This window comes from Romboutsia hominis (assembly GCF_900002575.1).
Classification (GTDB): Bacteria; Bacillota; Clostridia; order Peptostreptococcales; family Peptostreptococcaceae; genus Romboutsia_C; species Romboutsia_C hominis.
Genome location: NZ_LN650648.1, coordinates 171157 through 196625, shown reverse-complemented (window position 1 = coordinate 196625; position 25469 = coordinate 171157). Strand labels below are relative to the sequence as shown.

Annotated in this window: 26 protein-coding genes and 1 other annotated feature (1 of these 27 running past the window's edge); of the genes, 11 read left to right on the top strand and 15 right to left on the bottom strand. The window is 28.8% G+C overall.

The annotated features are described in order from the left end of the window. The first annotated feature begins 122 nt into the window (after positions 1–122). The 7 genes from FRIFI_RS00880 to dapD all read left to right on the top strand — a co-directional run bounded on the left by FRIFI_RS00880 (position 123) and on the right by dapD (position 7759). Positions 123–995 carry an IclR family transcriptional regulator gene (locus tag FRIFI_RS00880; protein ID WP_092922532.1) on the top strand — a complete coding sequence of 291 codons (873 nt, stop codon included), beginning with the start codon at positions 123–125 and terminating at the stop codon, positions 993–995. Positions 996–1298: 303 nt separating this feature from the next. Continuing rightward, entirely contained in the window at positions 1299–2045 is a 747-nt protein-coding gene (locus tag FRIFI_RS00875) for an SDR family NAD(P)-dependent oxidoreductase (protein ID WP_166504726.1), read from the top strand. Between the two features lie 59 nt (positions 2046–2104). Beyond that, a complete protein-coding gene (baiCD, locus tag FRIFI_RS00870; RefSeq protein WP_092922525.1) occupies positions 2105–4033 on the top strand; it encodes a bile acid Fe-S flavoenzyme BaiCD in 1929 nt (642 codons plus the stop codon). Between the two features lie 312 nt (positions 4034–4345). After that, positions 4346–5344 carry an aspartate-semialdehyde dehydrogenase gene (locus FRIFI_RS00865; protein WP_166504725.1) on the top strand — a complete coding sequence of 333 codons (999 nt, stop codon included), beginning with the start codon at positions 4346–4348 and terminating at the stop codon, positions 5342–5344. A 48-nt stretch (positions 5345–5392) separates the two neighbouring features. After that, on the top strand, positions 5393–6286 hold the full coding sequence (gene dapA / locus FRIFI_RS00860; protein ID WP_166504724.1) for a 4-hydroxy-tetrahydrodipicolinate synthase: 894 nt from the start codon (positions 5393–5395) through the stop codon (positions 6284–6286). Beyond that, positions 6280–7026 (top strand): 4-hydroxy-tetrahydrodipicolinate reductase, encoded by a 747-nt coding sequence (gene dapB, locus FRIFI_RS00855; RefSeq protein WP_166504723.1) that lies wholly within the window; start codon positions 6280–6282, stop codon positions 7024–7026. Before dapA ends, dapB begins: the two co-directional genes overlap by 7 nt. A 16-nt stretch (positions 7027–7042) precedes the next feature. Beyond that, entirely contained in the window at positions 7043–7759 is a 717-nt protein-coding gene (gene dapD / locus FRIFI_RS00850; RefSeq protein WP_166504722.1) for a 2,3,4,5-tetrahydropyridine-2,6-dicarboxylate N-acetyltransferase, read from the top strand. 40 nt (positions 7760–7799) lie between these two features. Here dapD and srtB read toward each other — a convergent pair whose 3' ends face one another. The 10 genes from srtB to FRIFI_RS00800 all read right to left on the bottom strand — a co-directional run bounded on the left by srtB (position 7800) and on the right by FRIFI_RS00800 (position 16477). Continuing rightward, complete coding sequence (gene srtB / locus FRIFI_RS00845; protein ID WP_166504721.1) at positions 7800–8591, bottom strand: class B sortase; 792 nt, start codon at positions 8589–8591, stop codon at positions 7800–7802. Between the two features lie 297 nt (positions 8592–8888). Beyond that, entirely contained in the window at positions 8889–9491 is a 603-nt protein-coding gene (locus FRIFI_RS00840) for a DUF4397 domain-containing protein (protein ID WP_166504720.1), read from the bottom strand. A gap of 67 nt (positions 9492–9558) precedes the next feature. Then, a complete protein-coding gene (locus FRIFI_RS00835; RefSeq protein WP_092922504.1) occupies positions 9559–9966 on the bottom strand; it encodes a VOC family protein in 408 nt (135 codons plus the stop codon). 164 nt (positions 9967–10130) lie between these two features. Beyond that, positions 10131–10670 carry a hypoxanthine phosphoribosyltransferase gene (hpt, locus tag FRIFI_RS00830; protein ID WP_092922501.1) on the bottom strand — a complete coding sequence of 180 codons (540 nt, stop codon included), beginning with the start codon at positions 10668–10670 and terminating at the stop codon, positions 10131–10133. Between the two features lie 70 nt (positions 10671–10740). Continuing rightward, a complete protein-coding gene (locus FRIFI_RS00825; RefSeq protein ID WP_092922497.1) occupies positions 10741–12045 on the bottom strand; it encodes an L-cysteine desulfidase family protein in 1305 nt (434 codons plus the stop codon). Between the two features lie 281 nt (positions 12046–12326). After that, positions 12327–14096, bottom strand: a complete 1770-nt coding sequence (locus FRIFI_RS00820) for a sigma-54 interaction domain-containing protein (RefSeq protein WP_166504719.1) — start codon at positions 14094–14096, stop codon at positions 12327–12329. 1 nt (position 14097) lies between these two features. After that, complete coding sequence (locus FRIFI_RS00815) at positions 14098–14238, bottom strand: hypothetical protein (protein ID WP_166504718.1); 141 nt, start codon at positions 14236–14238, stop codon at positions 14098–14100. Positions 14239–14315: 77 nt separating this feature from the next. Beyond that, complete coding sequence (locus tag FRIFI_RS00810) at positions 14316–14885, bottom strand: class I SAM-dependent methyltransferase (protein ID WP_240276208.1); 570 nt, start codon at positions 14883–14885, stop codon at positions 14316–14318. A gap of 109 nt (positions 14886–14994) precedes the next feature. Continuing rightward, positions 14995–15630: a single-stranded DNA-binding protein gene (locus tag FRIFI_RS00805; RefSeq protein ID WP_092922488.1), complete on the bottom strand. Its 636-nt coding sequence runs from the start codon at positions 15628–15630 to the stop codon at positions 14995–14997. A gap of 79 nt (positions 15631–15709) precedes the next feature. Further along, complete coding sequence (locus tag FRIFI_RS00800; RefSeq protein ID WP_092922485.1) at positions 15710–16477, bottom strand: polysaccharide deacetylase family protein; 768 nt, start codon at positions 16475–16477, stop codon at positions 15710–15712. 125 nt (positions 16478–16602) lie between these two features. Here FRIFI_RS00800 and FRIFI_RS00795 point away from each other — a divergent pair, with 125 nt between their 5' ends. The 3 genes from FRIFI_RS00795 (at position 16603) to FRIFI_RS00785 (ending at position 17800) form a co-directional block, all read left to right on the top strand. Then, positions 16603–16770, top strand: coding sequence for a hypothetical protein (locus FRIFI_RS00795; RefSeq protein ID WP_166504717.1), 168 nt, complete (start codon positions 16603–16605; stop codon positions 16768–16770). Between the two features lie 118 nt (positions 16771–16888). Then, positions 16889–17092, top strand: coding sequence for an alpha/beta-type small acid-soluble spore protein (locus tag FRIFI_RS00790; RefSeq protein ID WP_092922482.1), 204 nt, complete (start codon positions 16889–16891; stop codon positions 17090–17092). 171 nt (positions 17093–17263) lie between these two features. After that, positions 17264–17800 carry a DUF4364 family protein gene (locus FRIFI_RS00785; protein WP_092922479.1) on the top strand — a complete coding sequence of 179 codons (537 nt, stop codon included), beginning with the start codon at positions 17264–17266 and terminating at the stop codon, positions 17798–17800. Positions 17801–17802: 2 nt separating this feature from the next. Here FRIFI_RS00785 and FRIFI_RS00780 read toward each other — a convergent pair whose 3' ends face one another. Beyond that, positions 17803–18666 carry a YncE family protein gene (locus FRIFI_RS00780; RefSeq protein WP_166504716.1) on the bottom strand — a complete coding sequence of 288 codons (864 nt, stop codon included), beginning with the start codon at positions 18664–18666 and terminating at the stop codon, positions 17803–17805. A gap of 148 nt (positions 18667–18814) precedes the next feature. Between FRIFI_RS00780 and FRIFI_RS00775 the strand changes: the two genes are divergently transcribed. Continuing rightward, positions 18815–19060 carry a TIGR03905 family TSCPD domain-containing protein gene (locus tag FRIFI_RS00775; protein WP_166504715.1) on the top strand — a complete coding sequence of 82 codons (246 nt, stop codon included), beginning with the start codon at positions 18815–18817 and terminating at the stop codon, positions 19058–19060. A 187-nt stretch (positions 19061–19247) separates the two neighbouring features. On the opposite strand, the gene FRIFI_RS00770 is transcribed toward FRIFI_RS00775, so the two are convergent. The 4 genes from FRIFI_RS00770 to FRIFI_RS00755 all read right to left on the bottom strand — a co-directional run bounded on the left by FRIFI_RS00770 (position 19248) and on the right by FRIFI_RS00755 (position 25059). Then, positions 19248–20558, bottom strand: coding sequence for a bifunctional folylpolyglutamate synthase/dihydrofolate synthase (locus tag FRIFI_RS00770; RefSeq protein WP_166504714.1), 1311 nt, complete (start codon positions 20556–20558; stop codon positions 19248–19250). 114 nt (positions 20559–20672) lie between these two features. Next, the gene (locus tag FRIFI_RS00765) at positions 20673–21458 is read right to left on the bottom strand and encodes a GNAT family N-acetyltransferase (RefSeq protein ID WP_092922467.1); all 786 of its coding nucleotides are present in this window, start codon (positions 21456–21458) and stop codon (positions 20673–20675) included. Positions 21459–21624: 166 nt separating this feature from the next. Then, positions 21625–22248, bottom strand: coding sequence for a PH domain-containing protein (locus FRIFI_RS00760; RefSeq protein ID WP_092922464.1), 624 nt, complete (start codon positions 22246–22248; stop codon positions 21625–21627). 138 nt (positions 22249–22386) lie between these two features. Further along, complete coding sequence (locus FRIFI_RS00755) at positions 22387–25059, bottom strand: valine--tRNA ligase (protein WP_166504713.1); 2673 nt, start codon at positions 25057–25059, stop codon at positions 22387–22389. Between the two features lie 151 nt (positions 25060–25210). Next, positions 25211–25469: a binding site (T-box leader), on the bottom strand; it runs 48 nt beyond the window's last position.

Here is a 25469-nt window from a genome sequence, read left to right as displayed (position 1 = left end):
ATATACCGCAACACTATTTTAAAGTTATTTTATTAAAAATAAACTATAAACGTACTATAAGTTCGATATTTACATACATTTCAACTTATTTTTTATAATTTTTTTATATTATCTCCATATGAATGTCGCACTATATGGAACAATTATTTTTTATTTTTTTATTTAAATTATGCTATACTATAAGAAAAAAATTATATATTTCGAAAGGGGTTTATATAAGTTTGTCTTCTTTACAAAGTTTAGATAGGGCTTTAGATATATTAAGTCTTATTCATTCAAATGGTGGTAAAATGTCCGTTTCTTCTATTGCTGAAGTTATGAACTTACACAGAAGTACTGTTCATAGAACTTTAACCACAATGTATCAAAAAGATTTTCTATCAAAAGATCCTAAAACAGGTCTGTATACAATAGGTAGTAAAGCGCTCATTCTTGGATTTTCAGCTGCTAATAATTTACCAATAGCTACTACTGCAAGACCATATATGGCATTTTTAGCAGAAAAATATAGCAACTCAGTTTCTCTATCCGTAATTGAAGGTTCAAATGTTTTTGTGATAGGAAACTACTCTGGTTACTACACTACAACTTTTTATTCACTACATGAGGATCCTCTAAATTGTGAGGCTTATCGTCCTGCCGTAGCTCATTGTATGTTAGCTTATAACTGCCAGTTGGAATCTTCTAATGAAGCAATACAAATTTACCTTTCAAAAGTATCTAATAGCAGATTTAAAGGTAACTTCTTCACAAGCATTGATGATTTAGTTGCTTACTTAAAAAAGGTAAAAAATGATGGCTATGCTTATGAATCTGGTGAGTATCACTTTGATGAACTTTGCTACTGTGTACCTATTTTAAATAATAAGAAAGCTATAGCAACACTTAGTATATACGGTCACAAATCTTACTTAAATAAGTTTCATAAACAAGATATTATTAAAGATTTATTAGATATTTCAAAAACAATATCTGATTTACTTTCTAATAGTTAAAAAAGTTGTAAATATTAAATTTTGCAGCTTTTTTATTTTTTATAAAACTTTACAATTTCAAATTTAAAATTTTATTGACAAATTAAATTTTGTGTCCTACGATTATCTCAATAGTTGTTTTGGAAAATTTAATCATTTCTAATAATGTAATTATTTCGAATACTCAATTCTATTAATTGAATAAAAATTTATTTATCACATTAAATTAAATTTTTTAGTTTTGTTTTATCTTATCTAATTTATAACTCCATTGTAATTGTTTTGTAATTAACATATAAACTAACTTTGAAAGGAATTAATTTTATGAAACTAAAAAATAAAGTTGCAATCGTTACTGGCGGATCACGTGGTATTGGTTTTGCTATAGTTGATAGATATGTCAAAGAAGGTGCTAAAGTTGCAATATGTGGAAGTAGAGCTGAAACTGCAAATAACGCACTAAATCTTATCCAAAAAAAATATCCTAATGCTGATGTTATAGCAGTTCACGCAAACATGTCAAGTACTGATGAAATCAATGAAATGTTTAAACAAGTAGTTGATAAATGGGGCTATGTTGACATATTAGTTAATAATGCTGGTATTACAGCTACAAAAGATATCGATTTAATGACAGATGAAGAATTTGAAGAAGTTATGGACGTAAATGTTACAGGAATGTTCCGTTGCACAAGAGCTGCGGTTAAAATTATGAAAGCCCGCGGTGGTAATATAATTAACACAAGCTCTTTAGTAAGTGTAAATGGTGCTGGCAGACAATGTGCTTATACTGCTTCTAAGTTTGCTGTAAATGGCCTTACAAGATCATTTGCTAGAGAACTTGGTAAATACAATATAAGAGTTAATGCTGTTGCTCCTGGTTCTGTGGCTACTGAAATGGTAAAAAAGTTTGTTACAGATCAAATGGTTGAACATATGAGACAAGTAACTCCACTTGGAAAAATGGCTGAGCCTTATGAAATGGCTGGTGCTTTTGTATACCTTGCTTCAGAGGATTCTTCATATACAACTGGTGCAATATTAAATATTGATGGTGGAATTGTAATGTAATTTTATAAATATAACGTATAGCTAAATAATAAATTTTAATAGTGAAAGGTGATATGATTATGAACTATAATTCTTTGTTTTCTCCATTTAAAATAAAAGATTTAGAAATAAAAAACCGTGTAATACTTCCAGCAATGATGACAAAAATGGCTTCTCCTACTGGACTTGTTACACAAAATTTAATTGATTATCATGTAGCAATTGCAAAAGGCGGCTGTGGACTTAATTTTACTGAGGTTTGTGCTATACACCCAAGTACTCATGGTAATGGTTATGTAGCCCTTTATAAAGATGAACATTTTGAAGGTATGAAAAAACTTATAGATAGCGTACATAGCGTTGGTGGTAAAATAGGTGTTCAAATTTGGCATGGTGGTCAAGTTGCAATAGCTCTACTTCCAAAAGATAGAACTCCTATGGTTACAGAAGGCATGACTCATGAAAATATAAAAGAAATTGTTGATTGTTATGGAAAATCCACTAAAATGGCAGTAAAAGCTGGCTGTGATGCTATAGAATTCCATGCTGCTCATACTTATCTTCCTCATACATTCTTAAGTGCTGCTTTTAATAAACGTGATGATGAATATAATGGTTCTTTAGAAAATAGAGCAAGATTTTCACTTGAAGTTATTCGTACTATGCGTGCTAATATGCCAGAAACTATGCCTTTATTTATGCGTGTAGATGCATTAGATGATTATGTTCAAAATGGACTTACTATAGAAGATGTAATTGAGTTTTTAAAGATGGCTAAAGCTGAAGGTGTTGATATAATTGATATTTCAAGAGGTAATAATAAGTCTGCAGCTCTAAAATATGAAGTTCCTTCAATTGATACTCCTCGCGGATATAACATTGAAAATGTAAAAAAGATACGTGATGCTATTGAAATGCCTGTAGTTGGAGTTGGTAGAATCAATCATCCAGAAATTGCAAATAAATTTATAGAAGAAGAAAAGTGTGATTTGGTTGCTATAGGTCGTGCTCAAATTACAGATCATGAATTCTGTAATAAAGCAAAAGATGGTAAAACTGATAGTATACGTTTATGTGTTGGTTGCTTGAAGGGCTGCTTTGACTCTATAATGAATCCAAATATTCCTACAATTACTTGTATGAGAAATCCTATGGTTGGTAAAGAAGGTCAACCTATTACTAAAACAACTAACCCTAAAACAGTTTTAATAGCTGGTGGTGGTATGGGTGGTATGATGACTGCTAACATGCTAAAAGTTAGAGGGCATAACCCAATTTTATGTGAAGCTAGCAATAAATTAGGTGGGCAATTTAACTTAGCTGGTGCTGCTCCATATAAAGGTGAGATGCTTGATGCTGTTAACTGGGAAGCTAAAGAAGCTACTCGTTTATGTGTTGATGTTAGGTTAAATACAGTTGTAACTCCTGAGTTGGTATCTCAAATTAATCCTGATGAAGTAATAATTGCAACTGGTGCTGTTGCTTCAAAACCTGAAATAAAAGGTATAGAAAGTAAAAATGTATTTACTTATGAAGAAGTTTTATCTGGTAATATAGAACTTTCTGGTAATGTAGTTATACTTGGCGGAAAAATGGTAGGTTTAGAAACTGCTCAATACTTAACTGACAAAGGTATAAAATGTACAGTTATTGATGAATCTGACAGATTCGGTGGAGATTTAGGCTGGATTAGAAGTATGAATATGCTTGAAAATATGTATGTAATAGGTGTTAATCAAATTCCTGGTGCCAAGGTTGTGGAAATAAAAGAAAATGAAGTTGTATATGTTAAAGATGAAACTGAAACAAGTATTAATTGTGATGCTGTAGTCGTTGCTCTTGGTGCAACTTCAGTAGCTTTAGAAGATGTTCAATTAAAATGTAGAGATTTAGAAATTCCTTTCCATGTGATTGGTGATGCAAAAAGTCCACGTGTAGCTTTAAATTCTACTCTTGAAGGTATTGAAGTTGCACTTAATATAGATAGTGAAAATGCACTTAATGTGTAAGTAATTTGATCCTCTTTTTAATAAGGGATGTAGATAAATTTATAATATAATTTGAGTCTTAAAATATAACTGTGTATTCTTAAGATTGAGTTAGATAATATAAATTAAAGTTTACTTAGGACTATGACTATTTAGTTATAGTCCTTTTTTATTATTTTTCTATTCTCTGAAAAGCTTAACAAAAAAGCTATATTTTCTACCTCTTTTATAGAAAATATTTTTAAAGGGATTTATTATCAACAAATAGAATATATTTTAATCTCCTTGAATAATTTTATATAGATACTTAATCAATTTATTTGGGGTGATTTTATGAAAAAAGTTAATGTAGCTATTGTTGGTGCTACTGGTATGGTTGGAAGAACTTTCTTAAAAGTTTTAGAAGAAAGAAAGTTCCCTATAAATCAACTATATTTATTCTCTTCTGCTAAGTCTGCTGGGTCTACTGTAGTATTTAATGGAAAAGAATATGTAGTTGAAGAATTAAATAAAGATGTTTTTGATAGAGATATACAAATAGCCTTATTCTCTGCTGGTGGTGAAATAAGTTCTATATATGCTCCTATAGCAGCTTCAAAGGGTATTGTGGTTATTGATAATTCTAGTTATTGGAGAATGGATGAAAATGTACCTTTAGTAGTTCCTGAGGTTAATCCACAAGATATAAAAAAACATAAAGGAATAATTGCTAATCCAAATTGCTCTACTATACAAGCTGTAGTTCCTCTTAAGGCACTTCATGAAAAATATAAAATAAAAAGAATAGTTTATTCTACTTATCAAGCTGTATCTGGTTCAGGTGTAAGAGGTATTAAAGATTTAGAAGATGGTGTTGATGGAAAACCTAATAGTTTCTATCCTCATCCAATAGCTTACAACTGTCTTCCTCATATAGATGTTTTTGAAGACAATGGTTATACAAAAGAAGAATTAAAAATGATAAATGAAACAAAAAAAATATTTAATGATTTCGATATGAAGGTTACAGCTACTACAGTTAGAGTTCCTGTAAAAAATAGTCATAGTGAATCTATAAATATTGAATTTGAAAACCCATTTGAGCTTTCTGATTTAGTTAATACTTTAGAAAACATGAATGGTGTAATTGTCATGGATAATCCTAAAGAAAATAAATATCCTACTACAGTAGATTCTACTGGTCGTGATGAAGTTTTCGTTGGAAGAATAAGAAGAGATTTTAGTGTAGATAGTGGAGTAAATATATGGGTAGTTGCCGATAATATCAGAAAAGGTGCTGCTACTAATACTGTTCAAATAGCAGAATTATTAGTTGCTTGTGATTTAGTTTAATACTTTAATACCTAATTAGGTAAATTCTTATATAAAGGGGTTTTGTATATGTTATTTAAAGGTTCTGCAGTTGCTTTAGTTACACCTTTTGATGAAAATGGTGTAGATTTTGAGACTCTTGGAAAATTAATTGAATATCACATAGAGAATAATACTGATGCAATACTTGTTTGTGGAACTACAGGGGAATCCACTACTATGAGCGATGAAGAACAGCTTGCTGTTATAAAATATACTGTTGATAAAGTTAATAAAAGAATACCTGTTATAGCTGGAACTGGCTCAAATAACACTGCACATTCTATTTATTTAAGTCAAGAAGCTGAAAGACTTGGAGCTGATGGATTATTAGTTATAACACCTTACTACAATAAAGCTAACCAAAATGGTCTTAAGCTTCATTTTGAAACTATAGCTAAAAGCGTAAATCTTCCTATAATTATGTACAATGTTCCGGGAAGAACATCTATGAATATGAAACCTAGCTTAGTAGCAGAACTTGCTAAAATAGATAATATAGTTGCTATAAAAGAAGCTAGTGGAGATTTATCTCAAGTTGGAGAAATAGCTAGATTAGTTCCAGATGACTTTGCTATTTATTCAGGAAATGATGATAGTATAATTCAATTATTATCAGTTGGAGGTCATGGAGTAATATCTGTTCTTGCTAATGTTTGTCCTAAAGAAACTCATGATTTAGTTTATAAATTCTTAGAAGGAGATATAAAAGGATCTAGAGAATTACAACTTAAATTAAAGCCTTTAATAGATGCTTTATTTATAGAAGTTAATCCTATACCTGTTAAAACTGCTATGAATTTACTTGGATTTAATGTTGGAAATTTAAGACTACCTCTAGCTGAAATGGAAGATAAAAACTTAGAAGTTTTAAAACAAGAATTAAAAAATCAAGGATTATCATTAGGAGAAAAATCATGCTAAAAGTTATAGTTAATGGATGCTTTGGAAAAATGGGTAGAGTTTTAACTAAATGTATAGAACAAGATCCTGATTTAGAATTAGTTTGTGGAGTATCTCCTAGCCAAAAAGAAAAAACATCTTTTAACGTTTTCTCTACTATGTCTGATATTTCTAAAAAAGGTGATGTAATAATAGATTTTTCTCATCACTTAGCTTTAGATAATGTTTTATCTTATGCTTTAAATACTAAAACCCCTTTGGTTATTGCTACTACTGGATATAATGAAGAAGAGTTAAATAAAATAAAAGATGCCTCTAATATAATTCCTATTTTCCACTCTTCTAATATGTCCTTAGGAGTTAATGTTTTATTAAAATTAGTAAGAGAAGCTACTAAAGTGTTAAATGGTTTTGATATTGAAGTAATAGAAAAACATCATAATAAAAAAGTTGATGCACCAAGTGGTACTGCTATTATGATTGCTAATGCAATAAAAGATGTACTACCTAGTATTGAATATAATTATGGAAGATATGGCCGCGAGGCGAAAAGAAGTGAAAATGAAATAGGAATACACGCTATTAGAGGTGGGACTATTGTTGGTGAGCATAATGTCATATATGCAGGTCATGATGAAGTTGTAGAGTTAAAACATATAGCTCAATCTAAGGATATCTTTGCTAAAGGCTCTATAACTGCTGCTAAATTTTTAGTTAACCAAAGTCCTGGGTATTATAATATGGATAATTTACTAAGTTAATCTATGGAGGTAACTAATGATAAATTTAAACGATGCTTATGAAATAGCCAAATATATAAAAGAATCAAAAAAAATAACACCTGTTAAGGTTTATATAAATACTAATCTTATCAGCTTCAAAGAAGCTAAGGAATTTAAAGTATTTGGTTCTAATGGTTCTTATATACTTATTGGTGACTATGATACAATAAATGATTTTCTAAAAGGTAAGGAAAATCTTATAAACGATATATATATTGAGTATGATAGAAGGAACTCTGCTATACCTATATACAACTACCTTCATGAACATGCTCGTATAGAGCCTGGAGCTATAATAAGAGATATGGCTACTATAGGAAAAAATGCGGTTATAATGATGGGAGCTGTTATAAATATTGGAGCTGTTATTGGTGATAATTCCATGATTGACATGAACGCAGTTATTGGAGCAAGAGGTATAATCGGAAAAAATGTTCATGTAGGTGCCGGAGCGGTTATTGCTGGCGTTTTAGAGCCACCTTCTGCTTCTCCTGTTATAATTGAGGATGATGTTTTAATAGGAGCAAATGCTGTAATACTTGAAGGTGTAACAGTAAAAAAGGGCGCTATTGTGGCAGCAGGTTCAGTTGTTACCCATGACGTGTTAGAAGGAGAGGTAGTTGCTGGCTCTCCTGCAAAAGTCATAAAAATAAAAGACGAAAAAACAGCTGATAAAACTAAGTTAATGGACGGTCTTAGAGATTTGGACTAAATATAAAAGGCTCAAATTAATAAATATTAATTTGAGCCTTTTAATTTACTAATTTGGCATGAATTACAGTTCTCGCATTTTCAAATTCATAGCTACAAGTAGATAAAGTTAGTATTTTATCATTTTCACTTACTTCTACATTAGTGTTATATAAAGACTTGTTTTTTATTTTATTAAGAAATTGTTTATAATCACTTTTAGAATTAAAAGAAGTCTGTATGTAATTATAATTTGCATCAGTTGTATAAACTGAGAAAATTTTATATTCTAATTTTTGTCCATCTGGCGTTTCTATGTATATTTTATTATTTTTATCAAAGAATTTTTTATCTTTAAATTTCTTCAACTCACCAAACATTGTATTATTTCTCATATAGTGACCATAAATAACTGTATTACTATCCTCAAATCTGTTATTTCTATAGTCTAAAAATATAGAACCTGATGGTAAATAATTTTTATTTATATCCTTTTTAAGATAATAGCTATTATCTTTAGCTTGAAGAACTGGGTAATCTATATTAGTTCCATCAATGTCTATCCAACCTCTATAATCTTTATTTATATCAGATAAATCTAAAGTAGTCTTATTATAAGGACTATTTTGTTTAACCTCTTTATTATCATCTACCTCACTATTGCCTACTTTATAATTATTATTACTTTGTGCACTTGATACAAATTGTTTTTCTCTTTCTTCTTTTATTTTCTTTATATTATCATATACTCTATCTGCTTTTTTATAGTCTAAAACTTTAGATATAATATTATAACTTCCAAATAATAATGCTATTATTAAGACTATATTTATTAAAATCCTTGCTTTCTTCATAGTATTTATACTCCTAATTAAACTAATTATATTATATACCACATAAATATAACTTTGAACATAAAAAATTCGCTTCGCTTAAGCCACTACGTGGGCGCTACACTTCATCCGTTGCTTGAGCGACGTATCGCGAAGCGCTTCAAATTGTCTTTTTTGCGCTTACTAAACTAATTGGTATTACTTAGCTACAATAGTTATCTATAGTTTTTGAAGTATGATAATTTCCTTAAGCGTAAAAAAGTATAGATAAATTTATCTATACTTTTAATAATAACAAATTTTTATAGTTTATATCTATCACTGTAAGAAAGTTGCTCCATCTAATGTCTGAATCATATCTATATTAGGCGATATCCCAATAACATAAAATGTATATATTCTATTTGGATTTATATTTACTAAGTTGCTTAAAACTGTTTTTTTATTTTCCGTCAATTCTATATCCATCTTATACTCTCCTATTGGCACATTTTCATACTCTGTATAATCTGTATAACCTACATTATTAAATATTTCTTCTCCACCCATTAGTATATTAACATTTGGTGCTTCTGGAACTAAGTGTACAAACTTAATCTTCGATGTATTATCTTCTGGAACTCCCATTTTCTCTGGTATAGGAAGTATATCTACTTTATCATTTTTTTCTATAATAGCTGCTGTTATAAGCTCATCATTTTTTACATCGATACTAACCTCACTCAAAGGACTATCCCTTTCCTCTTTTAAATAAACGCTAAATATATGCTCTCCTTCTGGTACATATATATATGGTGTAAATTGAGCAAATCTTACATCCATATAAAAAGGAAATCCATCTATATATACATCTAATTCTTCTCCACTTACCAAGGCATGCAATACTCTAACCAATGAATATTTCTCATTGAAGTTTCTCAAAAAAATCCCCCCATTAATCATAATACTTTCATACTAATATGATATTAATAGAAGGGTATTTTTGATACTAAGCTATATCAGTATCTCTAATTTCTATTTCTGTTCCTTCTGGTGCTTTTATTTTAAATAAGCTTTCACCTTCTACTTTGTATACAATTTCTCCATTTTTAACTTTGAAATTAGTATATCCTAGCGATTTTATCCTTTTATACTCTTCTTCCACATTATCCACAATAAATCCCATATGCACTGGGCCTTCATTTAAAGATGTCCACTTTTTAAACTTATCCCCAGCTTTAGGCGTCTGAAGTTCTATCATAAAGGTACCTTGTTTTATCCACGTATTATATTCTCTGTTGTGGAAATTTTTACTCTCTTGAACTACTTCAAATCCCAGTATTCTTGTGTAAAAATCTAATGATTCCTTATATTTTTCTGTTTGAATGCATATATGATGTATCATTTTTATCCCCATACTTAATCCTCCTGCAACCATTTTCATTTTGAAGTTATCCACTTTTCAACCATTTTTACAGTTGATATGTGTATAAATATATATTAGCTTAGTTTACTTATATAGTTTATATAAATTACAAAATCTTTGTAAATAAAAAGTTGCTCCTAAGAGCAACTTTTTATTTATCTATCTTCATTTGTAACATTGAATACGTATGGTACGTTTCTGTAATAATCACCATAGTTTAATCCATATCCAACAACAAACTTGTCTTCTATTTCAAATCCACAGTAATCTGGAACTAATTCAACTTTTCTTCTACTTGGCTTATCAAGTAATACACAGCATTTTACGCTTGCTGGATTTTTAGTTTTTAAATGATTCATAACATGATGCATAGTTAATGCTGTATCTGTTATATCATCTACTATTAATACATCATATCCTTCTAAACTAGAATTTACATCTGATACAACCTTTACGTTCCCACTACTTTGTTCTCCGTGACCATAGCTTGAAGTTGTCATAAACTCTATTTTAACTGGAACAGTTATGTTTCTTACTAAGTCAGCACAGAAGATAAAGCTTCCTTTTAATAAAGATACTACTAAAAGATTCTTTCCTTCATACTCTTTAGATATTTGTGCACCTAATTCCTTAAGTCTAGTAGCAATTTGTTCTTCAGAACATAAAACTTCCCACTTTTTAGTTTCGATATTCATAATAAATCCTCCATTATGTATAAATGATACTTTCAATTTTATAGGAGATTAGATGTTTTTGCAAGGAGAATTACTTAACCTTGTTCATATCATCCATTACATTTATTATAACCTCATCTGTAACAGACATACCTTTATCACTTACTCTTCCTAGGTTTTGTATACTTTGTTCTACTTTAGCTCCAACTATACCATTCATTGGTGGTACGAAACATTGTTGTTTAGCTATTATAGCACTTTGTACTGCTGCTGATGCTGCTGATGCTAATTTTAATGCACAACCTGCTTTTGCACCATCACATATCATACCACTTAAGTTAGCTACCATATTTTCTATAGCACCTTCTATTTGTCTTTCATCTCCGCTCATTAACCAAGATAAACCTGCTGTAGCTCCTGTTGATGCAGCAACTCCACATCCACATACTGCTGATAATCTTCCTGTGTAATTTTTAATGTATGCTGTAACTAAGTGAGATATAGCTAAAGCTTTTGCTAATCTTTCATCTGATTGAGGGAATTTCTTGTTGTATGCTACTATTGGAAGTATAGCAGTTAAACCGTGATTTCCACTACCATTTGAACTCATAACTGGCATTTTAACTCCTGCCATTCTAGCATCTGATGCAGCTGCTGTTATCATCATAGCTTGGTTCATTAAGTCGTCTCCAAGTAATCCATCTTCCATAGATTTCTTTATTCCGTATCCAACACCTATACCTACTTTTTGATTTAATCCATAGTTAGCTATTTCTTCATTCATAGCTATTCCTTCTAATAAGAATTCTATGTCTTTAAGATCTAATGCTTCTACATTTTTAACTAATTCTTCTATAGTTATAGTGTCCATTATGTTTTCTTCTTTTTCTGTTGTAACTGCTATTTCTTCTAAACCTTCTTCATTTAATAAAACATTTCCATTTTCTTCTAAGTAAACAAAGTTATCATGCTTAGTTCTTATAATAACCCTTGAAGTTCTAGTTTTTCCTTCTAAGTTTACTTCTATATATACCTTTTCCTTTGTATCCGCTGGTGATATTGATATTGGATGAGTATCCATATACTCTTCTGCCTTTTTAACTTCTTCCTCAGTTAAAGTTTCTAATACTCTTAATCCATTTTCAGAGTGTCCACCTATAAATCCTAAAGCTACTGATATTTTTAATCCTAATCTTTCTGTTCCTGGTATTCCTACACACATTCCGTTCTTATATACGTTTGGGCTAACTAATACGTTATGCTTAACTATTTCTTCCCCTAATAATTCTTTTGCTTTAGCACAAGCTAATGCAACTGCAACTGGCTCTGTACATCCTAGAGCTGGCTTTACTTCTGCCTTTAATATATTAACTATTTGATTTCTTACATCCTTCATAACATTTCCTCCCACATAAATTAAGTTTATACTTTTATATATAGCAATATATGTGCCAACTTTTTAAATTAATTATTATTTTTCTATTATTTAATTTATCTAGTTAAAACGTTTCCGTAAAATGCTTATATGTACGCATTTGTCATCATTTTTCTACATTATAATTAAGATTATTATTTTTTTAGTTTTTTTCTAAATCTGCATTTAAATATTAATTTTGTGTATAAATTTATATTTTTATCTCAATTCGAGTAAAAAAAATCTCAAAATGAGATTTTTTCTCATTTTGAGATAATTTTATATTTCTCTAGTTTTCTATATAGAGTAGCTCTAGATATACCTAATGCTTTTGCTACTAGCTCTTTGTCTTTTTTATAATCTTTATATTTATGTAATGCTTTAATGATTTCTGCTTTTTCTAATTCTTCTAAAGTTCTTATCTTATCATTTTGAACTAATACTTCTTCTAACTCTACATTTTTTAATTTATTAGGTATTACATCTAATGTTATAATTTCTCCTATAGACATATTCACGCCATACTCTATTATATTTTGAAGCTCTCTTATATTTCCTGGCCATTTATATTCTAACATTACATCTAGCACATTTTTGTCAATACCAGTTACATGCTTTTCTAACTTTCTAGAATATTCTTTTATCATAAAATCTATTAAATCTGGTATATCATCTTTTCTTTGTCTTAAATTTGGAAGTGATATAGGTATTACATTAAGCCTATAATATAAATCTTCTCTAAAAGTTCCCTTTAATACCATTTTTTCTAAATCTTTATTGGTAGCTGCTATTATCCTTACATCTATAAATTTATTTGATTTTGCTCCAATTTTATTTAGCTCTTTTTCTTGTAATACCCTAAGTAATTTTGCTTGTAGATGCAAGCTCATATCTCCTATTTCATCTAGGAATATAGTACCCTTATTAGCTATTTCAAACTTACCTAATTTACCACCCTTTTTTGCTCCTGTAAAAGCTCCTTCTTCATAACCAAATAATTCACTTTCTAGTAAATTATCTGGTATGGCTGCACAATTTACAGCTACAAATGGATTTTCACATCTATTACTATGGTTATGTATAGCTCTTGCAAATAACTCTTTACCAGTACCACTTTCTCCTGTAATTAGTACTGTAGAAGTGGACTTAGAAGCTATTAGCGCTTCCTTTTTAACACTATTTATAATGCTACTATTTCCTATTATATTTTCTAATGTTATACTATAATCTTTATTTATTTTATTGTAGTTTTTAATAGCATCTTTGTTATCTATAAAGTCTATAACATATCCTTTTAATTCTTTCTTTAAAATAATTTCATTTATATTGTATATTCCTTTTAATTCATATCCATCTAATTTATAGTTAAAACTATGTGATTTTTCTTTTTTAAAATTATCTCTTGATGGTTTTTTTATGAACTCTAAAAGCTTAAATATATTTTTACCATTTATATTATTTTCTAAATTGAATACTTTCTTAAATTTTAAATTATATTTATCTATATTTCCATCTACATCAATAGATACTATAGCCTTATCTATACCATTTACTAAAGTCTCTAGCTTTTTCTTTTCTAATTCTAACTCATAAGCTTTTACTTGAGCTTTAATTTTATTAGATATTAAATCAGCCATTTTACCTAAAAAATTCATTAATACATCTTTATTATTTTTTATAACTTTAGCTTGTTCCTCTGTAAAAGCTATAAGGCCTATAACCCCATAGGTTACTCCTTCGCTTATTATAGGGCAACAAACCTCTGCAAACTCTTTACAATCTCCACTATTGGAGCATTCATTACATATATCATTACAACTTGGATCATCTATTATTATTTCTATCTGTTCTATTAGACATTTATTAAAAGCAGAGTATCCACTTATTTTTTCTCCTATTTTTTCTAAATATATACCTGTACCTGCAACTCTAGTTAAGTCATCATCTACTATGGTTACATCTATACCTAAAACAGCTACTATTGCTTCTGCTATATTTTGAATATCTTCTCTTATGTATTTTAAGTTTGCCATATTAATCCTTTCTTAATCTTTTTAAATTAAGTATTTCTTTTATATCCTTTAATACTAAATATATTTTATTTAGCGTAAATTGTATAGATATTAATATAACAAACATCATTACTACTATTATTAATTGATAATTTATACTCATAACTATATGGCTCCTATTTTTAGTTTAATATATAAAAGACCAGGCTAACCTAGTCTTTATATATATTAGTAAAATCTCTATTTTCTTTTTCCTATATAAATGTATCTTTCATTTTCTACTTCTTTAACATTACCTTCAAAATCTAAAGTTGAAAATAACTTTGCAACATCATTTGGATAATGGTACTTGATATTTTCTCCGCACAGTTTATGCTTTAGATTTTTTAACTTAACTTTAATATTTTTTAAATTTAAATCTTCTAATATTAACTCACCATTGATCTTTAGTACTCTGTTAATTTCTTTAGATGCTTGCTCGAAATTTCCAGTGTTATTAAAGTGATCTAATATTATAACTTTGTCAAAATGTCTATCTTCAAAAGGCAATAGTTCAAGTGTTCCTTTTATAACATTACAGTTTCCGTTGTGTATTAAGGAATAACATACGTCTTCATAAGGGCTATTCTCAAGTATTGTTACATATACTCCTAGCCTTCTTAATCTTTTCCCTAGGTCACCTATTTTTCCTACAAGTAGTATATGATTGCCTACATTATACTTTATCGTATCTAAAAAACAAGTTATATCATCAGAGTTATCTGTCAAACTAATACTAGGGTCGTAATCATGATATAATACGCTTTTCACAGTGCTCCCCCTCTTTACTTTCTGCATTTATAACTAACATCATAGAATAAATTATAATAAATAAGGAGCAACTATTCAACTAGTAAATTTTTAGTTTTTTTATGAAACCCTATTCATTATTATTTTCACTCATTTTTTTTATTTTCGATATAGAAACTTCATAAGCAACTTTCTTTATACTATTTCCATCTTCACCTTTTTTTTCATACTCTCTACTTTGAACTCTTCCCCACATTTGTATTCTATCTCCAACCTTTAACCCTTTAGCAAATTTTGCATTTCTTCCCCAAACTATTGATGGTATATAGTCTGATTTATTGTATGGTCTATTTATTGCTACTAATAAATCTGTTATCTCTCTCCCTAATGGAGTCTTTCTATAAACGGGCTCTTTACATATGTAACCATCTAAAAATATACTGTTTGGATCTTTATTTTCCTCTTCTATCGTCTTTATTTCTCTAACAAAAACAGTTAAAACTAGTCTATTTCTATTATCAATATTTTTATTATAAGACCTTAACTGCCCCAATATACTACATAAATTCCCTTCCTCTATTTTTATATCTTCTAAAAGTCTTTCTGAAACTGTAATAGGAAGTATATCATAAGAATCACTAAGTCTATTTATTTTAATAGTAGTGTTATAAAACTTCTCTCCAAATATTTCATGACTGAATTCTAAGTTTTCACTCAGTTCCCCTCTTAAATTCACTACATTCGTTTCTTCTTTAACTGTTACCATCTTTATCCCCCCACAATTTGTTAATTGTATATTTTATCTTTTATATAATAAATATATTTATAAATTCTTACTTTTATTACTACTTATTCTGTAGCTTTTGAACTCCATTACTATCCACTTTGAAATTTTCTTTGTATGTTATTTCTGATACAGGAACTATTTTATATCCATCTTTCTTTAAATTAAGTATTATAGTGTCTATGTAATTTTCCACATTACTTACATTTGAATGAAATAATACTATAGATCCTGGTTCAGAATTTTTCATTACTCTATCAATAACATGATTTGCACCAAATCCCTTCCAATCCATAGAATCTAGGCTCCATTTAATGGTTTGATGATCTAATGAATTGCTCACCTCTAAAGTTTCTTTATCTGTATCACCAAATGGAGGTCTAAATAAACTTGTTTTTTCTCCTGTTATATCATATATTTTTTCTGATACTAACTTAATTTCTTGAACTTTTGATTCTTTTGATAAATTTTTAAAACTTGCATGTGTATTAGAATGATTTCCTATTTCATGACCTGCATTATGTATTTTTTCAACTAATTCCTTATTATCTTCTATCCAACTGCCCAGCAAAAAAAACGTAGATTTTACATTATGTTTTTCTAAAACTTGTAAAATTTCATCTATATTATTTTTTCCCCATGCTACATCAAAGGTTAAAGCTATTTCTTTATCATTTGTATCAACACTATGTATTGGCATACTAGCTACTTCTTTTTCATAACATACATATCTAATTCCACCTATTAAAGCTATTATAAAAACTATTGTTACTCCTAAAAAGAAAGTACTAGATCTAAAATATTTTATTTTTTTAGACTTATACTTCATATTTACACCTCCTTTTTGTTGTCCTATATTTAAAACTTATTTTTATTTTTTTCAAAAAATTACTATTAAACTAAATTTATTATTTGGGCAAATTAAAGTTAATACTAATATAAGGTGGTGCTATTATGTCAATTATAAAAAGTTCTTTTGGTAATATTAAAGGTCATCAAGTTGAAACAGCTAGAAAGACATTTAAACTTGAAGGTAGACACTATCTAAGAGAAGCACATGGAATTGAAGAAGGTGTACGTAAAGATAAAAAAATAAAAATTGATACAAAGTTCAAACAATAAAAATTGATACAAAGCACAAATAATTTTTAAAAAAACGTATATAAAATTTGATTCCAGGGTAAATTAGTATCAACAATACAATATGTATTGTACACAACATCTAAGGAGGAAATTTACTATGGCAAACAACAACAGAAAAGCTGTTCCAGAAGCTAAGGCTGCATTAAATCAAATGAAGTTAGAGATAGCTAATGAAATAGGATTAGCTAACTATGACACAATAGACAAAGGTAACTTAACAGCTAGACAAAACGGTTATGTTGGTGGCTATATGACTAAAAAATTAGTTGAAATGGCTGAAAACCAAATGGCAGGTAAATAGTATAGTAAATTCTGACATCTAAGTGATAAGAGGCTACCTAAATGGTAGTCTCTTATATTTTTACGAATAAAAAAAGATATTTTATTTATTGAATATATTCAAATTCTACTTTTATTTTTGTATATTTTGGTTTAATATATTATATAGAAATAGTTTACGGAGGATGGTACAATGTTTGAAAACTCATCTGAAGAATTAGCTTCTCACAAGCTTTTAATTTTATATATTTTAAATAAAATTAATATGGATTTAACTAATTCTCAAATTACTCAAGTTATCTTAGAAACTGAGACTATGAATTATTTTTCTCTTCAACAGTTTTTAAGTCAACTTATGGAATCTAAATTTTTAGTTACTTATGAGGATTCTGGTAAAGAATATTACTCTCTTACTCAAAAAGGGTTAGAAATATTAGAGTACTTCTTATCTAGAATACCTGAAGATACAGCTAAAAAAATAGACGAGTATATAATAAATAATAAAGAGAATCTGTTATCTGATACACAAGTAAAATCAAGCTTTGTAAAACAAAGTGATCATGAATTTATTGTTAACTTGAGAGTTATTGAAAATCAATCTAACTTAATAGATTTAAACTTAAATGTTTCATCAGAGAAACAGGCCAAGCTTATTTGTAACAATTGGAAGAAAAATGCATCATATATGTATGCAGAAGTTATAGATTTACTTATACGTGATAACCACTAAGCCTATAAACATATTATTGTTGTAGGCTCTTTTCCTGTTTTAATTTCATTTATAAACATGTGATTTATTGCATTATATACTTTTATAGAGTTATTTTGAGTATCAGATACAAATAATAATTCTTCATTTCTAGAAATAGCTAAACCTTGTGGATTCCCATTTATCTTAATTTCACCTTTAATTTCTAAGTTATTATAATCTAATATTACTACTTTTTTATGTCCTAAATCAGCTATATATACCTCACTTTTACTATAGTTAAAGCATATTTCTACTGGTATCAAAAACTGATTTATTGTATGCTTTATCTTCATATTAAATCCATCTAGTACTATTACACTTCCATCTAATGTAGATACATATACTTCATTTTTTTTAGTATCTACCTTTATATGCCATGCTTTGAAGTCTATCTTAATCTCCCTATCTATACATTTGCTTAAGGTATCTATACAGTATATAGAATTTTTACAAGGTACATATAATTTATTTTCTTTTTCATTAAAATCAAATCCATGCGGTGTTTCTCCTACACTAATTATACCTACTGGCTCTAGCGTATGTTCATTTATTATGTAAATACTATTAGAATCTTCATTAGATATATAAAGCTCTCCTTTAGATATACCTATCTGACTTAAGTTACCACCTATAGACATACTATCTATTATTTTCTTTAGTTCCAGGTCTAGTATATACATTATTCCATTAATTGAACTGGGTAAATACATTAATTTCTGCTTTTTATTTATGCAAAAATGATGCGGATAAGTCCCATCATCTAATAGTATTTCTTCAGTTTTAAAATCTTTATAATCTAATATACTTATGCTATTCGATAGATAATTTGAAATGTATAGCTTCAAACTTTAGCCCCCTTTATTATTCATACATATACTATAATAGTATATTCTTTTGTATCTATATATTATTACTATCTTTTAGTATTGCAATATTAAATATATATTTGATATGATAGGATTGAAAATAATATATTAAGTTAGGGGTTTTATTATGAAAGTAACATTTAAGCCAAGTGGCGTTTGTTGTAGAGAAATGAATTTTGAAGTAGATGATAACAATGTTATAACTAATGTTGAGTTTGTAGGTGGATGTCCAGGTAATTTAATAGGACTTAAGCAATTAGTAATTGGGCAAAATGCATTTGAAGTAGCTGATAAGTTAGCTAATATACCTTGTGGTGGAAAAACTACTTCTTGCCCAGACCAATTATCTAAGGCTATACGCCAATCTCTATAATATTTATTTATGAGTATCTTTAGGTATTTTACCTTATTTGATACTCTTTTTTATTTATATAAAATATATTTTATAAATTTTTAGTTCATTTAAATAATATATTGATAAACTATTTTATAATTGTTTTTAAATTTAAAAAGTGCCTTAAAATAGCCATTGTTACTATTTTAAAGCACTTTGTTTTATACTACTCTGCTAACTCTAATGTATTATTTACTATTGTTCTAACTGCTCCTATCATATATAAAGATCCTGCACTTATTATTATATCTTCTTTTTTAGAGTTTCTTAGTGTATAATTGACAGCTTCTTCTATGTTTTCTATTGAAATTACATCGTCCACATATTTAGATATTTTTTCTTTTAAAGCTTCACAGCTTATAGCTCTTGGATTATCTGGAGTTGTTGTTATTACCTTATCAAAATAAGGCATAATTATTTTTAACACACTATCTATATCTTTATCCTCTAACATTCCTATTAAAAGAGTTCCTTTTTTGTCTCCAAAATTTTCACTTATAGATTTAGCCAAAGAACTTGCTCCATCTTCATTGTGTGCTCCATCAATTATAAATATAGGATCTTCCATTAACTTTTCTATTCTACCTGGCCACTTTGTATTTAATAGACCTATTCTAATATCTTCTTCATTTATATCTAAATTTTTAGCTTCTTTTAAGTACTCTACCACACTTAAAGCTAACATGGAATTATTAACTTGATGTTCTCCTATTAACTTTATTTCTAAGTCTTCATATGTTTTATTCATAACCTTACAGCTATATACTTGAGAATTTATATCTGATTTTTTAATTTTCATACTATCAAATGTAACTTCTATATATTTAGCATTTTTCTCTTTACATATATTTTTTATAACATCTTTTGCTTCATCACTTTGATCGTATACTATAGCTACTCCATTTTCTTTTATTATTCCACCTTTTTCATAGGCTATTTTAGCAACTGTATCTCCTAATATACCTACATGATCTAAGCTTATAGATGTTATTACACTTACTTCTGATTTGCTTATAACATTAGTAGCATCATATCTTCCACCCAATCCAACTTCTAGCGCTACAAAATCTACATTTTGTTCACAATAATAATAAAATGCCATGGCAGTTACTATTTCAAATTCTGTAGGATATGAATATCCATTTGCCACCATATATTCTATTTTTTCTTTTATTAAGGTAACTATTCTAGCTACATCATCTTCTGGTATATTTTCTCCATTTACTCTTATTCTCTCTGTGAAAGTCTCTAAAAATGGTGATGTATATAATCCAACTTTGTATCCAGCTTCCTTTAATATACTTGTTATAAAAGAACAAGTTGAACCCTTTCCATTAGTTCCTGCCACATGTATTATATTTATCTTATCTTGTGGATTTCCTAATAGTTCTAATAGTTTAGATATATTATCTAGTCCTAACCTTACACCAAACTTGTGAGTTTCTTCTATGTAATGTAATGATTCTTGGTAGTTCATTTATTATCCCCCTTAGTCATTTCTCTTTTGTTATTATTTATCTACTTTTTATTATAGTATATTTTTTACTAATTTAGTTTATAATATGATATTTAATTACATCATAATAATAAATTATTTTTCTACTAACATAGTCCATATTCCAATCTCTTTAAATCCTATCCTACGATATACTCTTCCCGCTTTTGGATTATCATAAAATAGACATAATGTCTTATTGCGTTTAAGTAAATCACTACATAGTTTAGATAAACATTTACCCATATATCCTTGTTCTCTATATTCTTTTTTAGTTGCTACCCCTACAACCATAGCAGATTTACTATTCTCTGCCGTTATTTGTGATATAGTTATTATTTCTTTGTTGTCATTTTCTATATAATAAGATACTGTGCTATTATCTTTTATTCTACTTCTTATTGTATCAACACTATATTCTACAGAAAATTCCTCTATTGTACTTAATAAATCATATATCCTTTGTGCATCCTCTTCGATGCCTAGTTTTATAGTATCATCCCATTTTAAAAGTTTTTTATCATCTTTTAATTCACAAAAATATGTAATTTTTTCTTCGTAATCTTCCAATACATCTTTAAATTTTTCTATTATAGTATCTTTTCCTGATATTATTTTTTTGCCTTTATATTTTCTTATAATATCCTTAAATTCATATACATCTTCATCTAGTTTTTCAATATATGGTATAAAATTATTTGTGTATCTTAATAAAATACCTCTTAAATTGTTATCTTCATCAAACTTTCCCCATACTTCTTGGAAATCTTTATTAAACCCATGCTGTTCAATATCTCCTATTATAAATAAATTTTTACTAGGCTCCTTTACTACATAATCTAAGACTATATTTCTATGTTTATCTTCTAGTTTCAATATCATAGCATTCTCTCCAATCTTAAATATATAGATTATATATATTCCTTTTTTCGGAAATAATATCCTTTAAAATATTTTACATTGTACTTTATCTAATAAATATAAAAGCATAGGTAGTATACCTATGCTCTATAAATCATCAATAACTTTTATAAAATTCTATGAGTTATTAGTTATTTATATATTTTTCAAATACTTCTCCAAAATCTTTATTGTTATATGTATTTCTTAAGTTTTCCATCCAGTTGAAGTTAAACTTAGCTAAGTCTTCTACTATATTTACCGGATTTCCTTCTAGATGATTTCTTGATATTGCATCATTAGCCATCTTAAGTCCATTTATACCATCTTCTACAGATGTATAATTTCTGCCTTGTATCATACTTATTTCAACTAGAGCTTTATATAAATCTTTTAACTGTTCTAGTTGTTTTTTATCTACATCTATGCTAAACCTTTCATTACCGAAATTAAACTTTATTTCTATATCTAAATCTACTGTACCTGCAGTTTCTAATGTAACTTCATCTACTCTTTCATAGTAAAATTCATGTCTTTTTACAACCCTTTTCCTACTAACTGCATTTGCTCCATCTACATGTAAAAGGCCTCTATTAGTAAATACGTATTCATCTGATTTTGACTTTATAACAAAGTATATTTTTTCTCCATCTTCATGCATTATGTAGTCGTCTCCATCAACTTTATCAAAATCTTGAGGAGATATAATCTTTCCTATATCTGATAGTCCTAATGTATCGGCTGCCATTCTTCCTAATATATTTTTTGCCATTTTTCTACCTCCTAATATAAATAAGTATTTCAATTCTCTTACTTATATTATAAACTATAATTATCCACTTATCTCAAAGATTTTTCATAACATAATAAAAGAGCTATCTCTATTTAGAGGTAGCTCTTTTTATATAAACTATTTTATTTTAGCTTCTATATTTTCTATTCTTTCAAGAACTGATTTCATCATTTCTTCGAATTTTTCTTTTTTAGCCTTTTCTTCATTAACTAAGCTTTCTGGAGCTTTAGCTAAGAATCCTTGGTTAGAAAGCTTTCCGTTAACTCTCTTTATTTCGCCTTCTAATTTAGCTTTTTCTTTATTTAATCTATCTAATTCTTTAGTGAAGTCTACTAATTCATCAAGTGGTATAAATATTTTAACTCCATCTATAACAACACTTACTGCATCTTCTGGTATACCAGCTTCATTGTCTACTATTTCAACAACTGATGCAGATGCTAATGTTACAAAGTAATCTCTACCAGCTTCCATAGCTTCTTTCTTTTCAGCTGTTGGAACTATTATAACTTTAGCTTTCTTTGATGGTGGAACATTCATTTCAGCTCTTACATTTCTTATGTTTCTTATTCCATCCATTGTTAAGTTCATCATTTCTTCTTCTTTAGCCATGTTGTCTTCTTCAGTGTAATGAGGCCACTGAGCCACTACTATACTTCCTTCTACTGTTGGAAGATGAGTGTATATTTCTTCTGTTATAAATGGCATATATGGATGAAGAAGTTTTAATATCTTCTCTAATACATATGTTAATGTATATAATGCTGTTTGTTTAGCAGCTTTATCGTCAGAGTATAATCTTGGCTTAACTATTTCTATATACCAGTCACAGTACTCAGACCACGCAAAGTCGTATATTTTTTGAGCAGCTATACCAAGGTCAAACTTGTCCATGTTGTCGTTAACTTCTTTAACCACATTGTTAGCTCTTGATATTATCCACTTATCAGCTAAAGTCATAGAGCTTTCAACTGATTCTCTAGTTACACCATTCATTATCTCTTCATCTATGTTCATGAATACAAATCTTGATGCATTCCATAATTTATTTGCGAAATTTCTAGATGCTTCTACTCTTTCCATATAGAATCTCATATCATTTCCTGGAGAGTTTCCAGTAGCTAACATGAATCTTAAAGCATCAGCTCCGTATTGGTCTATTACTTCTAATGGGTCTATTCCGTTTCCTAAAGACTTACTCATCTTTCTACCTTCAGAGTCTCTAACAAGTCCGTGGATTAATACATGTTCAAATGGAGTTTCTCCCATACAGAACATTCCTGCAAATGCCATTCTTACAACCCAGAAGAATATTATATCGTATCCAGTTACAAGTACACTTGTTGGATAGTAGTAGTTTAATTCTTCTGTATTGTGTGGCCAACCTAATGTTGAGAAAGGCCAAAGTGCTGAAGAGAACCATGTATCTAATACGTCTTCATCTTGCTTAAATTCATGATGTCCACACTTAGGACAAGTAGTAGGCATTTCTTTAGCAACAACTACTTCTCCACACTCTTGACAGTAGTAAGCTGGGATTTGGTGACCCCACCATAATTGTCTTGATATACACCAATCTCTTATATTTTCTAACCATTGTAAGTAAGTTTTGTCAAACTTATCTGGTACAAACTTTAATTCTTGTTTCTTTAATATATCTATAGCAGGTTTTGCTAATTCATCCATCTTAACAAACCATTGGTCTGATAATCTTGGCTCAACTACTGTATGACATCTATAGCAAGAACCTACATTGTGGTTATGATCTTTTATAGCTATTAAGTATCCAGCTTCATCTAAGTCAGCTATAAGTTGCTTTCTACACTCATATCTGTCCATGCCTTCATACTTACCAGCTAATTTATTCATTGTTCCATCTTCGTTCATTACATTTATCTTTTCAAGGTTGTGTCTTTGACCAACTTCAAAATCATTAGGGTCATGAGCTGGAGTCATCTTAACTGCACCAGTACCGAACTCTAAATCAACATAATCATCAGCAACTATTATTATTTCTCTGTTTACTAGTGGAAGTATTGCTTTCTTTCCAACTAAGTGAGTGTATCTCTCATCTTCTGGATTTACAGCTATACCACTATCTCCAAGCATTGTTTCTGGTCTAGTAGTAGCTATTTCTAAGAATTCGTCACTACCAACTATTGGGTATTTTATATGATAGAACTTTCCATCATGTTCTTCATGTTCAACTTCTGCATCTGATAAAGTTGTTTTACAATCTGGACACCAGTTTATTATTCTGTTTCCTCTGTATATTTGACCTTTTTCATATAACTTAATGAAGAACTCAATAACAGCTTCGTTACATCCTTCATCCATTGTGAATCTTTCTCTATCCCAATCACAAGAGTCTCCTAATTGTTTCATTTGGTCTACTATTTTTCTACCAAATTCATTTCTCCAATCCATAGCTCTCTTTAAGAATTCTTCTCTTCCTAAATCGTACTTAGACTTTCCTTCTTGTTCTCTTATTCTTTCAACAACTTTAACTTCAGTTGCTATAGAAGCATGGTCAGTTCCTGGTTGCCATAAAGCTTCATAACCGTCCATTCTCTTCCATCTTATAAGTATATCTTGTAAAGTATGGTCAAGAGCATGCCCCATGTGTAATTGTCCTGTTATATTTGGTGGTGGAAGCATTATAGTGAAAGGCTTCTTGTTTGGATTTGGCTTAGATTTAAATAATCCATCTTCAATCCACTTTGAATATAATCTTGATTCAAAATCTTTTGGATTATACGTTTTTGGTAAATTAGTGTTTTCCAATTTCATTTCCTCCTCATTTTATTTAAAATTTTATTTTTATTAAAAATTTGTCTTACTAAAATTATTAATAATACAAGTAACTTAATAACTTTATTTTGATTAAAAGTCTTAAACTTATATATTTTATAGTATAAATTAAAAAAGAGCCATTCATCCTTATAAGGACGAAAAGCTCGCGTTACCACCTTAATTCCCAAATTGAACTCATTCATCTCTCAAGAGTTATATTCCGTATTTACTTAGCTACATCTCTTAATCATAACTTCACTAATCTATAATACAGATACTTAATAATTTGGGCTCTTTATGGATTTTAACGATTCCCACCGTCTAAACCTACTGCTAGTTCAGCCTAGAAACTCCAAAGCTACCTTCTGCAAACCTATACTAAGAAGACCTTTCAGCCTATGAGTCTT